Here is a 17,828-nt window from a genome sequence, read left to right on the forward strand (position 1 = left end):
GGGAAGGAGGGAATGTAAATGGAAGAAGGACAAACAGTAGAAATCCAGGAAACGAGAGAACCGCTTCGGGAGCAGGGCAGTATCCGGGCATTGCTGGAACTTTTGGAACAACAGGGCATGAATCAGGAAAAAGGGGATGTGCTCCGTATGGCAGACTATATTGATTCTATGGAAATGCAGCTGGGAACTGTCCTAAAGGAATTGGGAGAGGTGAAGAAGCAATTGGGTGTGATGCAGGAAAGCAAGGTCAAACTCTTTGCGGTGAACACAATCCAGAAGGCGGAACATCAGGTGCAAACACTTCGTTTTCAGGTGGGAGAATTTAAGACAAAGTTTGTGAAACGTGCAGAGCAGGCAGTTGTTGATTTTAAAGAAAAGGGGAAAGATGCCCTTGCCTCTGCGGTAAAGGGAATGCACCTTACGCAGGGATTACAAATACTTCAGTCTTCTCTGCACAGCATGATGCTGTCGATGGATCAAAAGATTGACCGTCTGGGAAGTATGGCGGAAGAACTGCATGTTGCCAAAGGGCATCTGCGGAATGCATTTCTGGAAGCGGGTGGAAAAGAGGTGCGAAAGCTCACAGAACGCAATCCCGAACAGGGAATCATCTTTCAAACCCAGAAGGTGTTATTCCAATCCATGCGGAGTATCCATAAGCTGGAACAGAAAACGGAGCGATTGCAACAGCAGATAGGGAAGCTGGAAGCAAGAGAAGGAAAACAACCGTCTGTGAAGGATACCCTGCAGAAACTGAGACAGGAACCACACCCTTTGAAGTTTGGTAAAGAAGAAAAACAGAAGTCTGCGGTTCGATAAAGAGAAGTTTTTCAAAGGGAGGTGAAATCCATGAAAGAAAAAACAACCATTACGTTTCTTGCAGCGGAGTGCGGGGAGTTCCATGGGATGGGGGAATGTATCGAATGTACATCTTTAAAAGAAGCATTCCGGCATTACCAGAGATTTTGCAAACGTTCCCCTCAGATGCTCCCGTCTTTGGAATTTTCCCTGCACCATGCAGAGGATCCTCTGTATAACGAGGGAGAATATCCATTAGTTACCGGGGAGAAGGGAAAAGAGTTATTATCCTATGTTCCCTATTATGCCAATCATCCGCTGGTGCAGGAAGCGGTAAGGGAACTGGAACAGCTGGAGAGTCAGCAGAAGAAAACAAAAAAACGGGGAAGGGAACGTTAGAAAGTACAAAAGATGGGAGGTGTGTGATTGAAAGAGATCAAAGAAAAAGTGCGGGATCAAAGTCCGAAGATCCGTAATCCTGCCTCCCGGCTTCCAAAGGAACTGGTGCGTTCTGCGATGCTGGAAGCAAAAGAAAAGTCCAGCATCATGACAGATAAGCTCGGAAGAGAAACGGGAGAGGAATCCCCGGTAGAATATGCCGGAAACCGCATCCAGCGTGTGGAACAGCGCATGGGAAGGGAAAGTGCTTCGGCAGCCTATCGTGGCGGTAAGAAGCTGGTGGTAAAAACTTATGAGAAGTTAAAGGAGCAGAAACAAAAGCAGAGAGAAGCTGCGACAGCCCCTTTGGACGGAGAAACAGGAACAGGTGGCACATCCGCCCAGGCAGGGCAGACAAAGGCAAAGAAAGGGCGAACAGAAGCCAAAAGAAGCATTAAGGTCAAGCCGGAAGCCGAAAAAACAATAAAAGAAGCTGGAAATCGGACGGTAAAAACAGCGCCCCGTGTGGTGAAAGCCTCTCCGGTTTCTTCCCAAAAGGTGAAAACCCAGGCAGTCTTACAGAAGAAACAAGCACTCAAATCCATGAAAGCAGCCAGGGAAGCGAAACGAGCCGCCATGCACTCGGTTCAGACTGCCAAGCAAAGTGCAAAGACTGCAAAGGCAACCGGAAGAGGATTGAAAGCCATGGCAGAAGCCGCCGCTCATGCAGTGAAAGCTGCATTTGCAGCACTGATGGCAGGTGGAGGCGCAGTGTTTGTCGTTCTGATTCTGATTGTGGGGATCATTGGGGGTGCAGCCTTTTTGGGAAAATCCCAGAGCAGTGAGGCATTAAGCGCAGAAGTGCTGGCACATACACCTGCCATTCAAAAGTATGCCAGTGAATTTGGAATCCCGGAATATGTCCCAGCAATCCAAGCCATTATGATGCAGGAAAGCGGAGGCAGGGGAACCGATCCCATGCAGGCCAGTGAGTGTCCTTATAACACCCAGTATCCCAATACCCCCGGTGCGATTCAGGATGCTGACTATTCCATCAAGGTGGGGATACAGTATTATGCAGATTGTGTCCGGGAATCCGGATGCCAAAGCCCACAGGATATGGACAAGCTGAAACTCAGTTGGCAGGGGTATAATTATGGGAATGGATATATCTCGTGGGCGTTGGAAAAGTTTGGCGGTTATAGTGAAGCCAATGCGCTGCAGTTTTCCCAGGAACAGGCAGCCGCCCATGGCTGGTCTGGGTATGGGGATCCGGAGTATGTGCCTCATGTGATGCGGTATTATTCCGGCGGAGGTTGGTTTACCGGACTTTTTGGAAACGGACAGCTTGTCACCATTGCAAAAAGTCAGCTTGGAAATGAAGGCGGAGAGAAGTTCTGGTCATGGTATGGATTTGACAGCCGGGAGGAATGGTGTGCCTGCTTTGTCAGCTGGTGTGCTGATCAGGCAGGGTTGATTCAGAAAGGAGCAGTACCAAAGTTCTCCCTTTGTACTGCAGGCGTAGATTGGTTTCAGGAGAAAGGAAAATGGCAGAGTGGCGGGAATGTTCCGACACCAGGGACTATCATCTTTTTTGATTGGAATCATGATGGATCCAGCGATCATGTGGGAATCGTAGAAAGCTGCGATGGAACTACGGTACATACGATTGAGGGAAACAGCGGAGATGCGGTAAAGCAGAACAGCTATACGGTGAATTCCCAGTCGATTCTGGGGTATGGGCTGGTAGCTTATTAAAAAGTGAGAAAAAATCAAAGAACGGATTGCATTGTAGGAGTAGAGGAACAATGCTATAATAGGAAAGGCGGGCAGGGCGCACGTCCTGCTTGCTGATAAATATGAAAAGTACAATCATGAGATTGATAAAATAGAGTCATTGGGGAGTGGAATATTTGAAACGGGAAGAGATTTTTGAATATGTAAAAAAGCAATATGGAACAGTTCCGGAATATCTTTGGAATAGTTCTCCAGAGAGTGCAATCCTCCGGCATAAGAATGGAAAATGGTATGCAGCTATTCTGCGAGTTGAAAAATCAAAACTGGGTTTGAAAGAGGAAGGAACCGTAGATATCATCAATGTGAAATGTGAACCGGATATGGTTGGACTTCTGACACAGACCTACGGTTTTCTGCCAGGGTATCACATGAATAAGAAGTATTGGATCACCATGTTGTTAGATGGAAGTGTAAGTGAGGCGAAAATCTTAGACTTTTTGGATATGAGTTATGATTTGATAGATGGGAAGAAATATTGATTTGTAAATAAATTTGAATGATATGCAGAGGATGAGGAAATATGAAAGCAATAAATATATATACATATTCAAGGATACAAGAGGATATGGCTACTGAATACGAAAATATTTTGTCACAAAGATCAAAAAAATTAAATGTAAAAGTACAGGAGTTTGTTGCGATAAAAACTCTTGTTGATTTACTACTGGATATAGATATAGAGACAAAGCATTTTGAGAATTTTTTCGCTTCTTTTACGATAGAACAGATTGGAAAAGAATTTGATCTGATAAAACTTGATAAGGGTAAACTCGTTTTGAATATTGAGTTAAAAAGTGAAGATGTAGGAGTAGATGTTATTCAAAATCAGTTAGAAAAGAACCGTTATTACTTAAAACATCTAGCCCCAGATGTACGCTTGTATACGTTTGTGGAATCTACAAAAGAATTATATAAATATACCTCTAAAGGAGTCAAAATTGTTGAATTAGAAGATTTAAAAGATACTATGGAGTTGCTTCAAAAGAGCCTTGGAGAAAACATTGAATCATTGTTTCAGGCAAATAATTACCTTATTTCACCTTTAAATACACCGAGTAAATTTATGACTGGTGATTATTTTTTGACGAATCAACAACATGATATAAAGAAAAAAATAGTCGATTTGATTCTATTAGATGATAAGGAACATATTTTAGGGATAACAGGAAAAGCGGGAACAGGTAAAACACTTTTGTTATATGATATTATAAAGACGGTTGCAGAACAAGGTCTAAAATGTTGTTTAATCCATAGTGGTATTTTATGTAATGGGCATAAGACCCTAAATACGCAGTGGGAAAATGTAAACATTTTCTCGGCAAAAGAATTAAATGGTGATGGAGCGGAAAGATTAAAAAAGTATCAATATATATTTGTGGATGAATCTCAAAGAATTTATATATCAGCATTCAAAAAAATATTAGAAGAAGTGATTTCTGAATCTAAAACGGTCATTTTTGCATATGATTATGTACAATCTTTATCAAAAGCAGAGGTGAATCGAAATATTCCAGCCAAGTTAAAAGAAGTTGATGGATTTATAGAGTATATGTTGTCGGATAAAATAAGAACGAGTAAGGAGATTGCTTCTTTCACAAGAACTATGATGAATTTGAATAATCGTGCAAGGGGATATATGGATTATTCTGATATTGATGTGTTATTTGCAAATAACACAGAAGAGGCAATGCAGTTAATTGACTTGTATAACGAAAAAGGATATACATTTATATCCTATATACAATCAATGTATTATTCGAATTCTATTGATTTGTATCCAAATACTTATGATACACATCACGTTATAGGGCAGGAATATGATAAAGTTATGATTATGATGGATGAAAACTTTAGATATGACCGAGAGAGAAGGATACAGGGAAAGGAACATCCCAACCCAGATTTATTATTTTATAAATTATTGTATCAAGCTATTTCTCGTGCAAGAGAGAAATTGTGTGTGTTAGTAGTAGAGAATTATAAATTATTTTCTGCTATTCTAAATATAAAATTCGATATGTTATCTAGATATCAGTATAAAGAGAATCGTACAAATGTAACCCTATCAGTTAAAAAGTTAAATCGATTTACAAAACAGATTAAGGATAAGCTTCCAGGGTTAGAGAAGAATGATGCGATTACAATTTCAGAAACAGTAGATATGATAAATGATGAATTGATGGGAGCTGAATTGAAGAAAAAGGTTGTACGAAATGGTCTAAAACTATTGAATTTAATGCAGGAAAAATTGGAATGTGAAGAAATTTACGAATTGATATCAAATTATTGTGAGTATGTAGAAGCAATTAGCATTCCATAAACATATAACAGCAGTTCTAACTCGGAAGAAAAAGTAGAACATAACGATATCTTGATGATAAAATTGGATTTGTAATTTAATGTTTTAAAAGCTGAAAGAAGATGTGTTTTATAGATACATCTTCTTTTTTGCGTTCCAAAAGATTTTTAAGATTTCAAAAAGAAAATCATAAATTTTTCAATCTGTAACATTTCTAGGACATTTCTGTTGTAAAATAAGAATTGGAATGATAGCAAAATGATCGTAAAGGATGAAAAGGAATGAAACAGATTTTAATCGTAGAAGATGATGAACTTTTGAATAAAATGTTGGTTTACAACCTACACTCAGAATCCTATGGGATTGTTTCGGTGGAAACGGTAAAAGAAGCCATGGAAGTATTAAAAAGCCAACCGTTTGATCTGGTACTATTGGATATTAATCTTCCTGATGGAAATGGATATGAAATTGCAAAAACAATCCGGGATAAATATAGTGATACCATTGTAATCTTTTTGACCGCAAATGACCGGGAAAGTGATGAGATCCGAGGATATGAACTTGGAGCAGTAGATTATATTACAAAACCTTTTTCCATCCATTCCCTGCAGAGAAAAGTAGAAAATGTACTGCGTATGATGCGGCATCATGTAGCTATGCAGGATGTCTTTGATGATGGCAGGCTGTTTTTAAATTTTGCAGAGCAGACAGCTATGCTGGGTGGGAAGCCATTAACCTTATCGACTTTGGAATTACGGATGCTGAACCTGTTCTGCCAGAACCGCAATCGTGTATTAACAAGAAAGCAGTTGTTGGAAAAAATATGGGACTGCACAGAAAATTATGTGGACGAGCATACGTTAACGACAACGTTAAGCCGCATCCGGGGAAAGATTGAGACAGATGGAACGGTATATATCAAAACCGTATATGGCATGGGGTATAAATGGACCGGGGGTGAAACAGCATGATAGGAAAGAAAACCTCTGTAAAAAAGATGTTTTTTTGGATGACTGCCGGCATGGTATTCTCAATGACAGCAATCATATTGCTCTCCTTCTTTCTGACCAAAAATATCGCAGTGTTATGGGTTGGGCTGGCATTAACAGTCTGCGCAGCACTGTGGATGCTTTTTATGGTACAACTGTTGGGAATGAGACTGTCAAATTTTACTTCTGAACTGTGCCAGATCTTGGATGACATGATGAACCGCAGTCAGGAACCCGAAAATGTATCCGACAGAGAGACGATTTTTGCCCGTATCCATCACCGCCTGGTACGTCTGTATAATATCCTGCAGGAAAGCAACCGGAAGGTAGAAGCAGAGAGGCAGGAATTACAGTCCCTGGTGTCAGATATTTCCCATCAGGTCAGGACTCCGGTGAGCAACATGAAAATGATTGTAGATACACTTTTGACAAAATCCCTGGAAGAACAGGAGCAAAATGAGTTCTTGAAAAGTGTAAGAGGACAGATCAATAAGCTGGATTTTTTAATACAGGCATTGGTGAAAACCTCCCGTTTGGAAACCGGGGTGATTCAATTAGAAAAAGAAGATCACTTTATATATGATACGTTAGCGCAGGCTATGAGCGGAATCTTATATTCCGCAGAGCAAAAAAAGATCCATGTATCAGTGGAATGTCCGGAGGATGTGTGTGTGTCCCATGACAGTAAGTGGACAGAAGAAGCGATTTTTAATCTGTTGGACAATGCGGTAAAATATACCCCGACAGGGGGAAGAATCCATGTGTTTGTAGCGCAATGGGAAATGTATGTGGAGATAAAAGTATCCGATACTGGAAAAGGAATTTCAGAAAGCCATCAGGCATCTATTTTCAAGAGGTTTTACCGGGAAGAAGAGATTCATAATCAACCGGGTGTTGGAATCGGTCTTTATCTGACCAGGGAAATTGTGACACAGCAGGGCGGCTACGTTACGGTGGAATCACAGGTGGGAAAGGGATCGGCATTTTCTATTTTTCTGCCGAGATAAAGAAATATATGGAGGATACTATGGCAGCTGTAAAATTGGTTTCACTTACAAAAGAATATCGAAATGGAGAAAATTATATAAGAGCAGTTGATGATGTATCATTTTCCATAAAAGAAGGAGAGTTTATTGCAGTCATTGGTGCTTCCGGAAGCGGAAAGTCAACTCTGATAAATTTAATCAGCGGATTGGAAAAGCCCACCCATGGATGTGTTTATGTGCATGATGTAAATTTGACACAATTATCTTTAGAAGAACAGATTTCTTTTCGCAGATGGCATATTGGAGTTATTTTTCAAAAATATAATCTGATTCCTGCCATGAATGTGTTTGAGAATATCGTGCTTCCGGCAAAATTACTGGAGAGGACAGTAGATGAAAAAGAGGTTTTCCGTTTGGCAAAAACTCTGGGAATCGAAGAGAAGCTCTTTCAGATGCCGGATGAGTTATCTGGAGGACAACAACAAAGAGCTGCCATTGCCAGAGCTGTCTACACCCATCCTACCATTCTGTTAGGGGATGAGTTGACGGGAAATCTGGACTCCAGAACCAGCGCCTCTGTTATGGAACTGTTAAAAAAGATCTGCAGGCAATATCAGCAGACCATGCTTGTGGTTACCCATGATGAAAAAGTCGCTGCCATGGCAGATCGGATCATCCGCATGAAAGACGGAAGGGTGGTGGAAGATGAAAAACTATGATTATCATCGTCCGGCAGAAAAAGTGCTTTTGGATTCTTACCGAAAGCAGAACCGGAACAAAAACCGTCTTTTGTTTCTGGCAGTTGCACTTACCGTTGGAGCGCTTTTCTGTATGATAAGCTTTGCCTATGGGAAAATCCAGGTGGATATCCAGAAACATATCCGGACAGATGGAATGACGGTGTCAACGTATATTGAAAATGGTACAGAAGAGATGGCAGGACAGCTGCATACGCTCTCCTACATAGCAGAGACGGGAAAAGAAAAATTTGCCGGAAAACTATGCAATCAAACTATAAAATATTGCGACTGTGTTGTGGCAGATGAAACAGCATTTGAAACCATGCTCTGTCCGGCCTATACACAGATCGTGGGAACATATCCCAAACAAGAAAACGAAATCATGCTTTCTACCAAAACCTTAGAGTATCTGGGAATTTCGGAACCAAAGGTGGGAATGGAATTAAATCTGGATTTTTATTGGAATGACCTTTTTCAAACAAAAGGAACCGGACAGCAGACGTTTCAGCTTTCTGGATATTTTACAGAATATCAGAATCAAGGGGCAAGTTCTTCCATTGCATTTTTATCCGAGAAGAAACTGAATGAAAGTGGAGCTGGATGGGATCCCAGCAGGATACTGCTGAAACCGGAAAATGATTCTGTCAGTGGTATGCAGATGGAACAACAGTTGCAGGAAGATATCCGGTTGGAAGAAGGACAGCGGATTGTCAGCATGGATTCGGCTACATACCGGGCAGTAGAAGGAATGCTGGGAAGTTATGGATTTGCAGCTTTATTTTCTTTTCTGATTCTGTTGTGTATGTTTTTGTTCATCTATAATATTTTGAATTTATCATTGGAAAAAGACTTACAGCAATATGGTCTGATGGAAGTAGTCGGGGTACAGCAACATCAGATTATACAAGTGATGTTCCGGCAGATGCTGGAAGTTGTCTTGAAGGGAAGTCTTGCAGGCGTTGCCATAGGCAGTCTGGTGGTACTTGGAATCCTGCCCTCTGTCATTGGAAAACTGTATCTTGGACAGACAGAAGAACTGGAGGGGATTTCTTTCTACCAGCCTGTGTTCTTTTTGATAGCCATTCTGCCAGTGGCAGTGACTTTGGGTGTTGTGATAATTCTGGTAAGGCAAAAAATCAAAGTTTTGAGTCCTCTGGAGTGTATGAACTATGGAACTGGGGCTGTTGCAGAGAAGAAACAAACAAAGAAAAAGAAAGCAGTTTTCCGGAGTTTTGGAAACAAGCCGGAAGTTTATCTGGCCAGGAGATATCTGTTTTACAATAAAAAGGCTTTTTTCATCACCATGATTTCTCTGACTATAGGTTGCGGCTTAGCGCTTGGATCTTCGGTGATTGTAAAGGGAGTAGATCTGCAAAACCAGTTTATGAAAGAACCTGATTTTCAAATCCGCATCACGCAGGAAGCCTGCAGAACACTGATGGAAACTTCCCCGGATACAGAAAATATGGTCTTTTTCCCGAAAGAATTCTTGGCGAACATCAAGCAGACTGCCGGAAATAGTCTGCAGGATGAAACAAAGATCCAGGGATTTTACCCTATTATCGGGAAACAAGGTCGGGATAGCATTAAGTTATTAAATGACGGGGAAACCATTCCGACTGTGATCCAAAAAATTTCTTCTTCTGAAAAAGAAAAACTTCAGGAATTTTTGAAAGAGCAGGAGATAACAACAGACTGGGAAACATTTGCACACGAAAACGGAACGATTCTTCTCCATGACCACAGAGTATCAGAATATGCAGAAGAGCAGGCATTGGAGCAGCTTGGAAATACAATAGAAGTGTATGATCTGGTTCCGGTGGGAACGGATATGTCTGTTCGGATTCCAGAGACACTGGTAAATTGTGGGTATCTGGATATTACAAAAGAAGGATTTCCGGAATTAGAGTTGTGCTGGGATGGCAGAAATACCAATCTTCTTCTTGTAACAGAGGAAACCTTTGAAAACCTGTCAGAGAATCTGACCCCACAGACCTTTGAAATGAGCTTTTCTGTAGAAAAGGAACAGGAATCCGGCTGCAAAAACAGGTTAAAGGGAATGATCCAAACAGAAAATATGGAATTTCAGTCTGAAAACGGATATGCGGGGCAATTAAATTTATTCCAGATGGAGAGTCGGTCAGACCTTTTATTAAAAGAACAGGAGTATATTCAGACCAGCAGGCTGTTGCTTCTGGCAATCAGCGGATGCCTGATTTTTATCGGGATTATGAATTTTTTAAATGTAAGGGTAACGGATATGTTACTTCGGAAAAAAGAATGTGCCATTATGAATCGTGTGGGAATGACCAGAAAGCAGTTGCAGCGGATGTTCCTTGCGGAAGGAATGTTTACCTGGCTGTTGCTGAGTGTTCTTCTGGTAACAACGGGAACGCTGTTGATAGGCGGGATTGGATGGTACATGAAAACAAAGATTTCTTATTTTGTATTCTATTATCCGCTGAAAGAAATGGTTGCTCTACTGATGATTTTACTTGCAGGCAGTATTCTGGTACCAGAAATTTTCTTTAAAAGGTTCTATGGAAAAGCGGATACTAAATAATTGGAGGAAATTGAATGATGTATCAAACTGTATTAATAGAAAATATTACTACTGAAAATGTAACTGAAAAAATAAATGCTAAACTTATGGAAATGGAAAAACAAAGCTACAAACTTGTAACTATGTCATTTTGGGGAGCTGAAAAAGCTATCTTGGTTTTCAAGAAGGGATTGAAAGGCAGTTTGCTGTGATGTTTTAAATGAAAGTCCTAATCCCCCAGCTATGCTGGGGAGAATGGAGTAAGCGGAAGCGATGAGGATATCACTGAAAAACCTCCTATGATATAATGAAAATGGTGTCGCAAGCCAAATTCAAAATCATAGGAGGTGGTCCGAATGGACAACAGAAGCATATCACATACTCGCTGGAAATGCCAGTACCATATCGTATTCATACCCAAATACCGAAAAAGGTATTATATGGAAAGATACGGGAGGATGTAAAAGAAATAATCAGCACATTATGTAAATATAAGGATGTAGATATTATAGCAGGAGCAGTATGTATAGACCATGTGCATTTAAGCGTAGCAATACCCCCAAAATATAGCGTATCAAATTTTATGAGATACTTAAAAGGAAAAAGTACACGAATACTATATGATAGGCATACAGAAATGCAAAGCAAATGGGATAAGGCATTTTGGGCAAGAGGATATTATGTAGAAACAATTGGTAATATCACCGATGAAGCAGTACAAAAATATATAAAAGAGCAGGCAGAAGAATCAAGAAAAGAAGATTCCAGAGGTACCGCTTTGTAAGCGGCCCAGTAGTAATGCTTGCGACACCGCCCTGTGGGGCGAGCAGTGATAATAGCCCTTTTGAGGGCTAATAGCAAACCACCAGTTGAATGGTGGTTGCTGACTTAGAATTTTAGTCACAGATAAAATCAAGAACAGCAGAATATCATATTTGGTATCTTTTGTAATTTTTTTGAAATGTCCGAGATTTGTAACAATTCAGGCTGAAATTCCTTGAATTTTGTTCTTTTCTCGGACATTTCTGTGACATTTGTATTTTATAATAGAGTCATCATAAAGAAAGGCAGAAAGGAGCTTATAGAATATGAGTATTTTACAGACAATCGATTTAAAAAAATATTATGGTACAGAACCGAATATTACAAAGGCACTGGATGGTGTGAATTTTTCAGTGGAAGAAGGTGAATTTGTAGCGGTAGTAGGCACTTCAGGTTCCGGAAAATCCACGATGCTTCATATGATGGGAGGTCTGGACACGCCTACCAGCGGAAGAGTTATTGTACGTGGAGAAGAACTGGCAAAGAAAAACGATGAAGAGCTGACGATTTTCAGGAGAAGAAATATTGGTTTCATTTTCCAAAATTATAATCTGGTTCCGATTTTGAATGTTTATGAGAATATTGTCCTTCCGGTAGAACTGGATGGAGATACGGTAGATCAGGGATTTATGGACGAGGTGGTTCATATGCTGGCTCTGGAAGATAAACTAAAGAATATGCCGAATAATCTCTCTGGAGGACAGCAGCAGAGAGTTGCGATTGCAAGGGCTCTGGTTGCGAAACCTGCCATTGTGCTGGCCGATGAACCTACAGGTAACCTCGATTCGAAAACCAGTGCAGATGTTATGGGATTGATCAAACGGACCAGTTATGAGTTTCACCAGACGGTTGTAATGATTACACATAACAATGAGATCGCCCGACTTGCGGATCGGATTGTCCGTATTGAGGATGGTAGGATCGTGGAATAAGGAGGTGGCAGGCTATGACTTGGCCTTTTGAAAATAATACAAATGGAATTGTCAAGAATCTGGCGAAGAGGAATTTAAAAAGCGAAAAACGAAGAAATGTCATGGTAATAATATCAGTAGTTTTAGCTGCTTTTTTAATCAGTCTTTCCGGTTTGGCTGGAGTTTCACTGATGCAAACAGAAAAGAAGAAAGTGATAGATACTTATGAAGCAACTTATGTACAGGTAGATGAAACGCATATAGAAGAGTTAAGAGAAGTGCCGGAATTTGCACGTGTAGGAGAATACTATATGTACGGTGAGGAAGTTTCTACACAAGGATTTAAGGGATTCTTTGCTTATACGGATAAGGAAACCCTGTATATGGCACGTTCCCAGATGAATTTGGTAGATGGAGACTTACCGGAAGAGAAAAATGAGATTGTAGTAAGTAAAGAATGGCTTTCAAAATTCTTCCCTGATTGTCATATCGGTGATTCAGTTACCTTGGATACGGAAAGTTTTTCAGGTGAATATACTATTTCAGGCATTTTAGATACAACAGGGCAAGAGAAACAAAATATTTACTCTTTTCTTATTTCAAAAGAAATGCTGGAGCAGTGTACGAAGTATGAACCTGACGGATACTTTGCCTATGTACATCTGAATCATGTAAATCAGTTAGACGGAGAACTTATCAAATCTTACGTTCAGAAGATTAAAGAGGAGTTGCAGATACCTGGAGTCGGATTTCATGATGCTTATTTCCGTTATATTGACGGAGACATTTCCATGGAGAATGTTTTGCTGCTTATGGCTTTTGCAGGTATTGTTTTGGTAGGTGGCTGTGTTGTAATTCAAAGTATTTTCCGTATTTCCATTATTGATAAAATAAAAAGCTATGGTCAGCTCCGGACTGTTGGTGCTACCAAAAAGCAGATTATGCGTATTGTAAAAAAAGAGGGACACTCTTTGGGATGGAAAGGCATGTCTATCGGGATTTTACTTGGTTTAGGAGTGACACTTTTGTTATTTCCCAAAGGTTTTTCTCTTTCAGGCTATCTTTTAGTGATTGGATGTACAGTATTGATCTGCTGGACCATGATTTGTCTGTCTATCCGAAAACCTGTGAAATTAGCCGCAAATATCTCACCAGTTGAAGCAGTTCGTTTTACTTCCCTTCAAAAGAAGATAAAAAATCGGGCGAAGAGAAAAAAGATTAGCCCTTGTTCTCTCGGAATGCTGAACTTTCGCAGGGATTGGAAGAAAACAGTCAGTATTGTGTTTTCGCTAAGTTTGGGCGGGATTCTGCTTTTGGCTGTTAGTTCTTTGTTGCTTCTGCAATCCCCAGAAAAAATGGCAAGACAGCATTTCAAAAATGGGGATTATAAGATTTACATTGATTCGGATCGGGAACATATTGATCTTCTCAAACAGGGAAATCCATTGAATGAAGAATTGAAACAGGAAGTTCTGGGGATTGATGGAGTAGAAGATATTCTGGTTACAAGGAAATCTGCAAGTTATGGAGCTACTTTTGGTGGAATTACTGCTCACGGTACTTGCGACATGATTACTAACGAAAATAAGGAACTTCTGGCACAAGCTGTTGTAGAAGGAAGTATGCCGGGCGACAATAGTATTTTATTGAAAGACGATTATCGTGATTTTGATGGGAAAGAGAAATTGGGGGAAACCATAGAACTTTCATTGGGAGAGAAAACAATTCCTGTAACCATATCAGGATTTTTTGATGGGGAAAAAACTGATTTTGCCAGTGGACATGGTCCAATCGGAGTGGATGGACCAATGATGTTTTTGTCGGAAGAACTGTTTCAGGAATTAATACCAGATGTAACTAATTTTGATTACTCTTGGGACATTGTCTGCGATCCGGAGAAATCCGAAAAAGTGGGAAAGGCTTTGGAGAATCTTGTTGTTTCGCATACCGATATTGGCTTAGATACCTTTGAGGATAAGGTAGATAGTTATGGGTATATGGATGTAGCATATGGTGTAATGCAGGTGATTTCATGGTTCATCTTTTTGTTTGGTGTGATCAACCTTATCAATACCACACTTTCCAATCAATATTCGCGCAGACAAGAAAATAGCGTGTTGCGCTCGATTGGGTTAGCGCCGAAACAATTAGCGCAAATGACGGTATGGGAAGGAATGGTGTATGTGGTTAGCAGTATTTTGCTTATGCTTGCCATTGGACTGCCAATTACGTTTCTGGTATGGAGAAAATTCAGTATCAGTGCTTACGCTGGACGAATCCTTCCTTACGAATTTCCTTGGTTGCAGATGGGAGTATATGTAGTAGTACTTGTGACAGTAGAGCTTATTTTATCCGTTTGGACAATCCGCAGGCAGAAAAAACACTCCCTGATTGAACAAATGCGGGCTATGGAATAAGAGAAAAATGCTTTTGCTGAAAAGTGTGGAATATTTCGGCAAAAGCATTTTTTTATGGAAAACATTTTTTCTTGAAAGAAAATAGGATATAATCAATCTATGCTTTTGAATGACGAACATCAGAAAAACAATATTTAGGATATTTCTGCAACATTTGAGGTTTAAAATGGCGACAAGTTTAGAAGATGGGAAAGGAAGAAACTGGATTGAGGAAAATTTTAATTGTAGAAGATGACAAAGTATTAAATAAAACGCTGGCTTATAATCTTACTGCAGATGGTTATGGAGTAACCTCTGCATACAGTTTTCAGGATGCAGTAGAACGATTGAAAAAGAGTGAATTTGATATTGCTCTGTTGGATATTAATCTGCCGGATGGAAACGGTCTGCATTTATGTGATGAGATCAGAGGAAGAGGGCAGCATACCTATATTATGTTTATCACAGCAAATGATAAAGAAGGCGATATGTTGAAAGGCTATGAAGCTGGATGCACAGATTATATTACAAAACCATTTTCAGTGATGGTTCTCTGCAAAAAGGTAGCCGCTGTTTTTGCAAATATGGAATTGCGGACACCAAAGCATGATGTATTTGAGGATGAAGTTTTGAAAATTGACTTCTCCGAGCAGAGTGCAGTTTTGGAGGGAAAGGTGATAGAGTTTACACCAAAAGAGTACCGTACCTTATTTTTATTTGTAAAAAATCCGCACATTATATTAACAAAGCGGCAACTGATTGAGAAATTGTGGGATATTGATGGGGATTTTATCGATGAGCATACGCTTACTACGATCATCAGCCGCATTCGCAAAAAGATTGAAGCGGATGAGCGAAAATACATTAAAACTGCTTACGGAATGGGGTATCAATGGATAGGCGGTGAATCACGATGAAATTACAGAATTTATCAACCAGAACTTTTGTGCGGCTGATCGTGGAAGGCGCTTCTCTGACCACGATTCTTTTGTTGTTCCTCCTTTATGTTTTCACAAAAGATATAAGGGTGATACTTGGTGGTTTCAGTGTAATGATTCTTCTATTTTTCTGGGGTGTAATCTTTTTGCATTATTTTCAAAAGAAACTATCGGTATTTACAGATGGGCTATGCCGGACATTAGATGAAATGATGGATAGTACCGTTCGGCCGCAAATAAATTATGAAGCGGAAACGCTGTTAGCACGCATCAGCCATCGTCTGGAAAGACTATATCATGTGATGCAGGAAACCCGGCATAAAGTAGAAGAAGAAAAAGCAGAATTACAGTCTTTGGTATCGGATATTTCTCATCAGACCAAAACACCGATAGCAAATCTAAAAATGCTCAATGACACGATGCTGGCCAGAAATATTTCTGAAGAGACACGTGAGGAATTTTTACATGCTACTGCCAGTCAGTTAGATAAACTGGATTTTTTGATTCAGGGAATGGTGAAAACATCACGATTAGAGACGGGTGTGATTACCCTGGAAAAGAAAGAAACAGTTATTGCGGATACACTTGTCGATGCGATCAATGGGGTTCTTGCTCCTATGGAAAGAAAACATCTTCATTTATCTGTAGACTGTCCTGAAAATTTAACAGTTTCACATGACAGCCGCTGGACTTCGGAGGCATTGTTTAATCTTTTAGATAATGCAGTAAAATATACACCGGAAGGCGGTGATATTCACGTAACGGTACAGGACTGGGAGATGTATTTGGAAATTGCCGTAACGGATACGGGAAGAGGTATTCCGGAAAGTGTCCAGGCAACTATTTTCAAACGATTTTATCGGGAAGAAGCTGTACATGATGTGGATGGGATTGGAATAGGATTATACCTGGCACGTGAGATTATCACTATGCAAGGTGGCTACATCACAGTTGAATCAGAGATGGGAAAAGGATCAACGTTCTCCATATTTCTTCCCCAACAATAACAATAGGGCGGTCTGTTTATCAGGCTGCCTTTTTAAAAATATTTTAGAAAAAAAGAATTTTGGGACATTTCTGCAACATTTGACCTTTACTATATACTCATCAACAAAGAAAGGAAGTAGTGATTATGACAATTTTACAGACAAAGGATTTAAAAAAATATTATGGCACAGAACCGAACATTACTCGTGCTTTAGATGGTGTAAATTTTTCTGTTGAGCAAGGAGAATTTGTAGCAGTGGTAGGAACTTCGGGTTCCGGAAAATCCACGTTACTTCATATGATGGGAGGCTTGGATACTCCAACATCAGGAAGTGTGGTCGTAGCAGGGAAGGAACTGGCTAAGATGAATGATGAGCAACTCACTATTTTTCGTAGGAGAAATATCGGTTTTATCTTCCAAAATTACAATTTGGTTCCGATTTTAAATGTTTATGAAAACATTGTTCTTCCAGTAGAGTTAGATGGAGATACCGTAGATCAGAAATTTATGGATGAGGTGGTTACTATGTTGGGATTGGAAGATAAGCTAAAAAGTATGCCGAATAATCTTTCCGGCGGTCAGCAGCAGAGAGTGGCGATTGCAAGAGCCTTGGTTGCTAAACCTGCAATTGTGCTGGCCGATGAACCTACAGGTAATCTTGATTCTAAAACCAGTGCGGATGTTTTGGGATTGCTTCAGAGAACCAGCAGGGAGTTTGATCAGACGTTGGTAATGATTACGCATAACAATGCTATTGCGCAGCTTGCTGACCGCATTGTGAGGATTGAAGATGGAAAAATAGTAGGATAGGGGTGATTTATATGACTTTACCTTTTGAAAATGATACAACAGAAATAATTCGTAAAATCGTTTTTGCACAATTAAAACATGATAAATTAAAAAAATATCTCTCTATTTTTGCAATTTCTCTTGCAACATTTTTAATGACAGCAGTATTATTGCTCGTTTCGGGAATCATAGAAGTGAATACAAATGGTGGAAACAGTATTACAGGTTCTTATCATGCCCTTGTTTCTGGTCTTACAAAGCAGCAGTATGAAAAATTATCTGCGGATGAACGAATAGAAAAATTAGGATTTAATGTATTAGTAAAAAGTGCTTCTTCCGATGGCTTACAACTAAATATTTCTTGTTCCAATGAAGATAGTTTAGTGTTAAATGGATTATCTGTTTCTGAGGGGAACATGCACAGAAGAAAAATGAAATTTTAGTTGAAAAAGACT

The 17,828-nt window shown here is 39.8% G+C and carries 16 protein-coding genes and 1 pseudogene; all 17 read left to right on the forward strand.

The features are described from left to right. Positions 1 to 18: 18 nt before the first annotated feature. A complete protein-coding gene (locus DWZ93_RS02355; protein WP_118049234.1) occupies positions 19 to 819 on the forward strand; it encodes a DUF6674 family protein in 801 nt (266 codons plus the stop codon). A 30-nt stretch (positions 820 to 849) separates the two neighbouring features. Next, complete coding sequence (locus DWZ93_RS02360) at positions 850 to 1,197, forward strand: hypothetical protein (RefSeq protein WP_118049235.1); 348 nt, start codon at positions 850 to 852, stop codon at positions 1,195 to 1,197. A 27-nt stretch (positions 1,198 to 1,224) separates the two neighbouring features. Then, positions 1,225 to 2,934, forward strand: a complete 1,710-nt coding sequence (locus DWZ93_RS02365; protein WP_118049236.1) for a lysozyme family protein — start codon at positions 1,225 to 1,227, stop codon at positions 2,932 to 2,934. A 155-nt stretch (positions 2,935 to 3,089) separates the two neighbouring features. Beyond that, positions 3,090 to 3,452, forward strand: a complete 363-nt coding sequence (locus DWZ93_RS02375) for an MmcQ/YjbR family DNA-binding protein (RefSeq protein ID WP_182001913.1) — start codon at positions 3,090 to 3,092, stop codon at positions 3,450 to 3,452. Positions 3,453 to 3,493: 41 nt separating this feature from the next. Continuing rightward, positions 3,494 to 5,293 carry a DNA/RNA helicase domain-containing protein gene (locus tag DWZ93_RS02380; RefSeq protein ID WP_118451868.1) on the forward strand — a complete coding sequence of 600 codons (1,800 nt, stop codon included), beginning with the start codon at positions 3,494 to 3,496 and terminating at the stop codon, positions 5,291 to 5,293. A gap of 260 nt (positions 5,294 to 5,553) precedes the next feature. After that, the gene (locus DWZ93_RS02385) at positions 5,554 to 6,243 is read left to right on the forward strand and encodes a response regulator transcription factor (RefSeq protein WP_118049240.1); all 690 of its coding nucleotides are present in this window, start codon (positions 5,554 to 5,556) and stop codon (positions 6,241 to 6,243) included. Further along, a complete protein-coding gene (locus DWZ93_RS02390; protein ID WP_118049241.1) occupies positions 6,240 to 7,268 on the forward strand; it encodes a sensor histidine kinase in 1,029 nt (342 codons plus the stop codon). Before DWZ93_RS02385 ends, DWZ93_RS02390 begins: the two co-directional genes overlap by 4 nt. Positions 7,269 to 7,288: 20 nt before the next feature. Continuing rightward, positions 7,289 to 7,966, forward strand: a complete 678-nt coding sequence (locus tag DWZ93_RS02395) for an ABC transporter ATP-binding protein (protein ID WP_118049242.1) — start codon at positions 7,289 to 7,291, stop codon at positions 7,964 to 7,966. Next, entirely contained in the window at positions 7,953 to 10,550 is a 2,598-nt protein-coding gene (locus tag DWZ93_RS02400) for an ABC transporter permease (protein WP_118049243.1), read from the forward strand. Before DWZ93_RS02395 ends, DWZ93_RS02400 begins: the two co-directional genes overlap by 14 nt. 14 nt (positions 10,551 to 10,564) lie before the next feature. After that, positions 10,565 to 10,741 (forward strand): hypothetical protein, encoded by a 177-nt coding sequence (locus DWZ93_RS14815; RefSeq protein ID WP_173895385.1) that lies wholly within the window; start codon positions 10,565 to 10,567, stop codon positions 10,739 to 10,741. 144 nt (positions 10,742 to 10,885) lie between these two features. Continuing rightward, positions 10,886 to 11,313, forward strand: a pseudogene (tnpA, locus tag DWZ93_RS02405) (IS200/IS605 family transposase). A gap of 304 nt (positions 11,314 to 11,617) precedes the next feature. Beyond that, on the forward strand, positions 11,618 to 12,283 hold the full coding sequence (locus DWZ93_RS02410; protein WP_055214763.1) for an ABC transporter ATP-binding protein: 666 nt from the start codon (positions 11,618 to 11,620) through the stop codon (positions 12,281 to 12,283). Positions 12,284 to 12,297: 14 nt separating this feature from the next. After that, complete coding sequence (locus DWZ93_RS02415) at positions 12,298 to 14,679, forward strand: ABC transporter permease (protein ID WP_118049244.1); 2,382 nt, start codon at positions 12,298 to 12,300, stop codon at positions 14,677 to 14,679. A 206-nt stretch (positions 14,680 to 14,885) separates the two neighbouring features. Continuing rightward, a complete protein-coding gene (locus DWZ93_RS02420) occupies positions 14,886 to 15,575 on the forward strand; it encodes a response regulator transcription factor (protein WP_118049290.1) in 690 nt (229 codons plus the stop codon). Continuing rightward, the gene (locus DWZ93_RS02425; protein WP_118049245.1) at positions 15,572 to 16,603 is read left to right on the forward strand and encodes a sensor histidine kinase; all 1,032 of its coding nucleotides are present in this window, start codon (positions 15,572 to 15,574) and stop codon (positions 16,601 to 16,603) included. Before DWZ93_RS02420 ends, DWZ93_RS02425 begins: the two co-directional genes overlap by 4 nt. A gap of 125 nt (positions 16,604 to 16,728) precedes the next feature. Next, positions 16,729 to 17,394, forward strand: coding sequence for an ABC transporter ATP-binding protein (locus DWZ93_RS02430; protein ID WP_018595836.1), 666 nt, complete (start codon positions 16,729 to 16,731; stop codon positions 17,392 to 17,394). Between the two features lie 11 nt (positions 17,395 to 17,405). Further along, a complete protein-coding gene (locus DWZ93_RS14925; protein WP_243008129.1) occupies positions 17,406 to 17,816 on the forward strand; it encodes a hypothetical protein in 411 nt (136 codons plus the stop codon). The last annotated feature ends 12 nt before the right edge of the window (positions 17,817 to 17,828 follow it).

The organism is Dorea sp. AF36-15AT (genome assembly GCF_003477705.1).
In the GTDB taxonomy this organism is placed as follows: domain Bacteria; phylum Bacillota; class Clostridia; order Lachnospirales; family Lachnospiraceae; genus Claveliimonas; species Claveliimonas ammoniilytica.

Bases quoted from the DNA above. Each gene is read 5' to 3' on its own strand.
- DWZ93_RS14925 (WP_243008129.1), top strand. From the start codon at position 17,406: ATGACTTTACCTTTTGAAAATGATACAACAGAAATAATTCGTAAAATC.
- DWZ93_RS02385 (WP_118049240.1), top strand. From the start codon at position 5,554: ATGAAACAGATTTTAATCGTAGAAGATGATGAACTTTTGAATAAAATG.
- DWZ93_RS14815 (WP_173895385.1), top strand. From the start codon at position 10,565: ATGATGTATCAAACTGTATTAATAGAAAATATTACTACTGAAAATGTA.
- DWZ93_RS02390 (WP_118049241.1), top strand. From the start codon at position 6,240: ATGATAGGAAAGAAAACCTCTGTAAAAAAGATGTTTTTTTGGATGACT.
- DWZ93_RS02380 (WP_118451868.1), top strand. From the start codon at position 3,494: ATGAAAGCAATAAATATATATACATATTCAAGGATACAAGAGGATATG.
- DWZ93_RS02360 (WP_118049235.1), top strand. From the start codon at position 850: ATGAAAGAAAAAACAACCATTACGTTTCTTGCAGCGGAGTGCGGGGAG.
- DWZ93_RS02355 (WP_118049234.1), top strand. From the start codon at position 19: ATGGAAGAAGGACAAACAGTAGAAATCCAGGAAACGAGAGAACCGCTT.
- DWZ93_RS02395 (WP_118049242.1), top strand. From the start codon at position 7,289: ATGGCAGCTGTAAAATTGGTTTCACTTACAAAAGAATATCGAAATGGA.
- DWZ93_RS02400 (WP_118049243.1), top strand. From the start codon at position 7,953: ATGAAAAACTATGATTATCATCGTCCGGCAGAAAAAGTGCTTTTGGAT.
- DWZ93_RS02410 (WP_055214763.1), top strand. From the start codon at position 11,618: ATGAGTATTTTACAGACAATCGATTTAAAAAAATATTATGGTACAGAA.
- DWZ93_RS02415 (WP_118049244.1), top strand. From the start codon at position 12,298: ATGACTTGGCCTTTTGAAAATAATACAAATGGAATTGTCAAGAATCTG.
- DWZ93_RS02425 (WP_118049245.1), top strand. From the start codon at position 15,572: ATGAAATTACAGAATTTATCAACCAGAACTTTTGTGCGGCTGATCGTG.
- DWZ93_RS02430 (WP_018595836.1), top strand. From the start codon at position 16,729: ATGACAATTTTACAGACAAAGGATTTAAAAAAATATTATGGCACAGAA.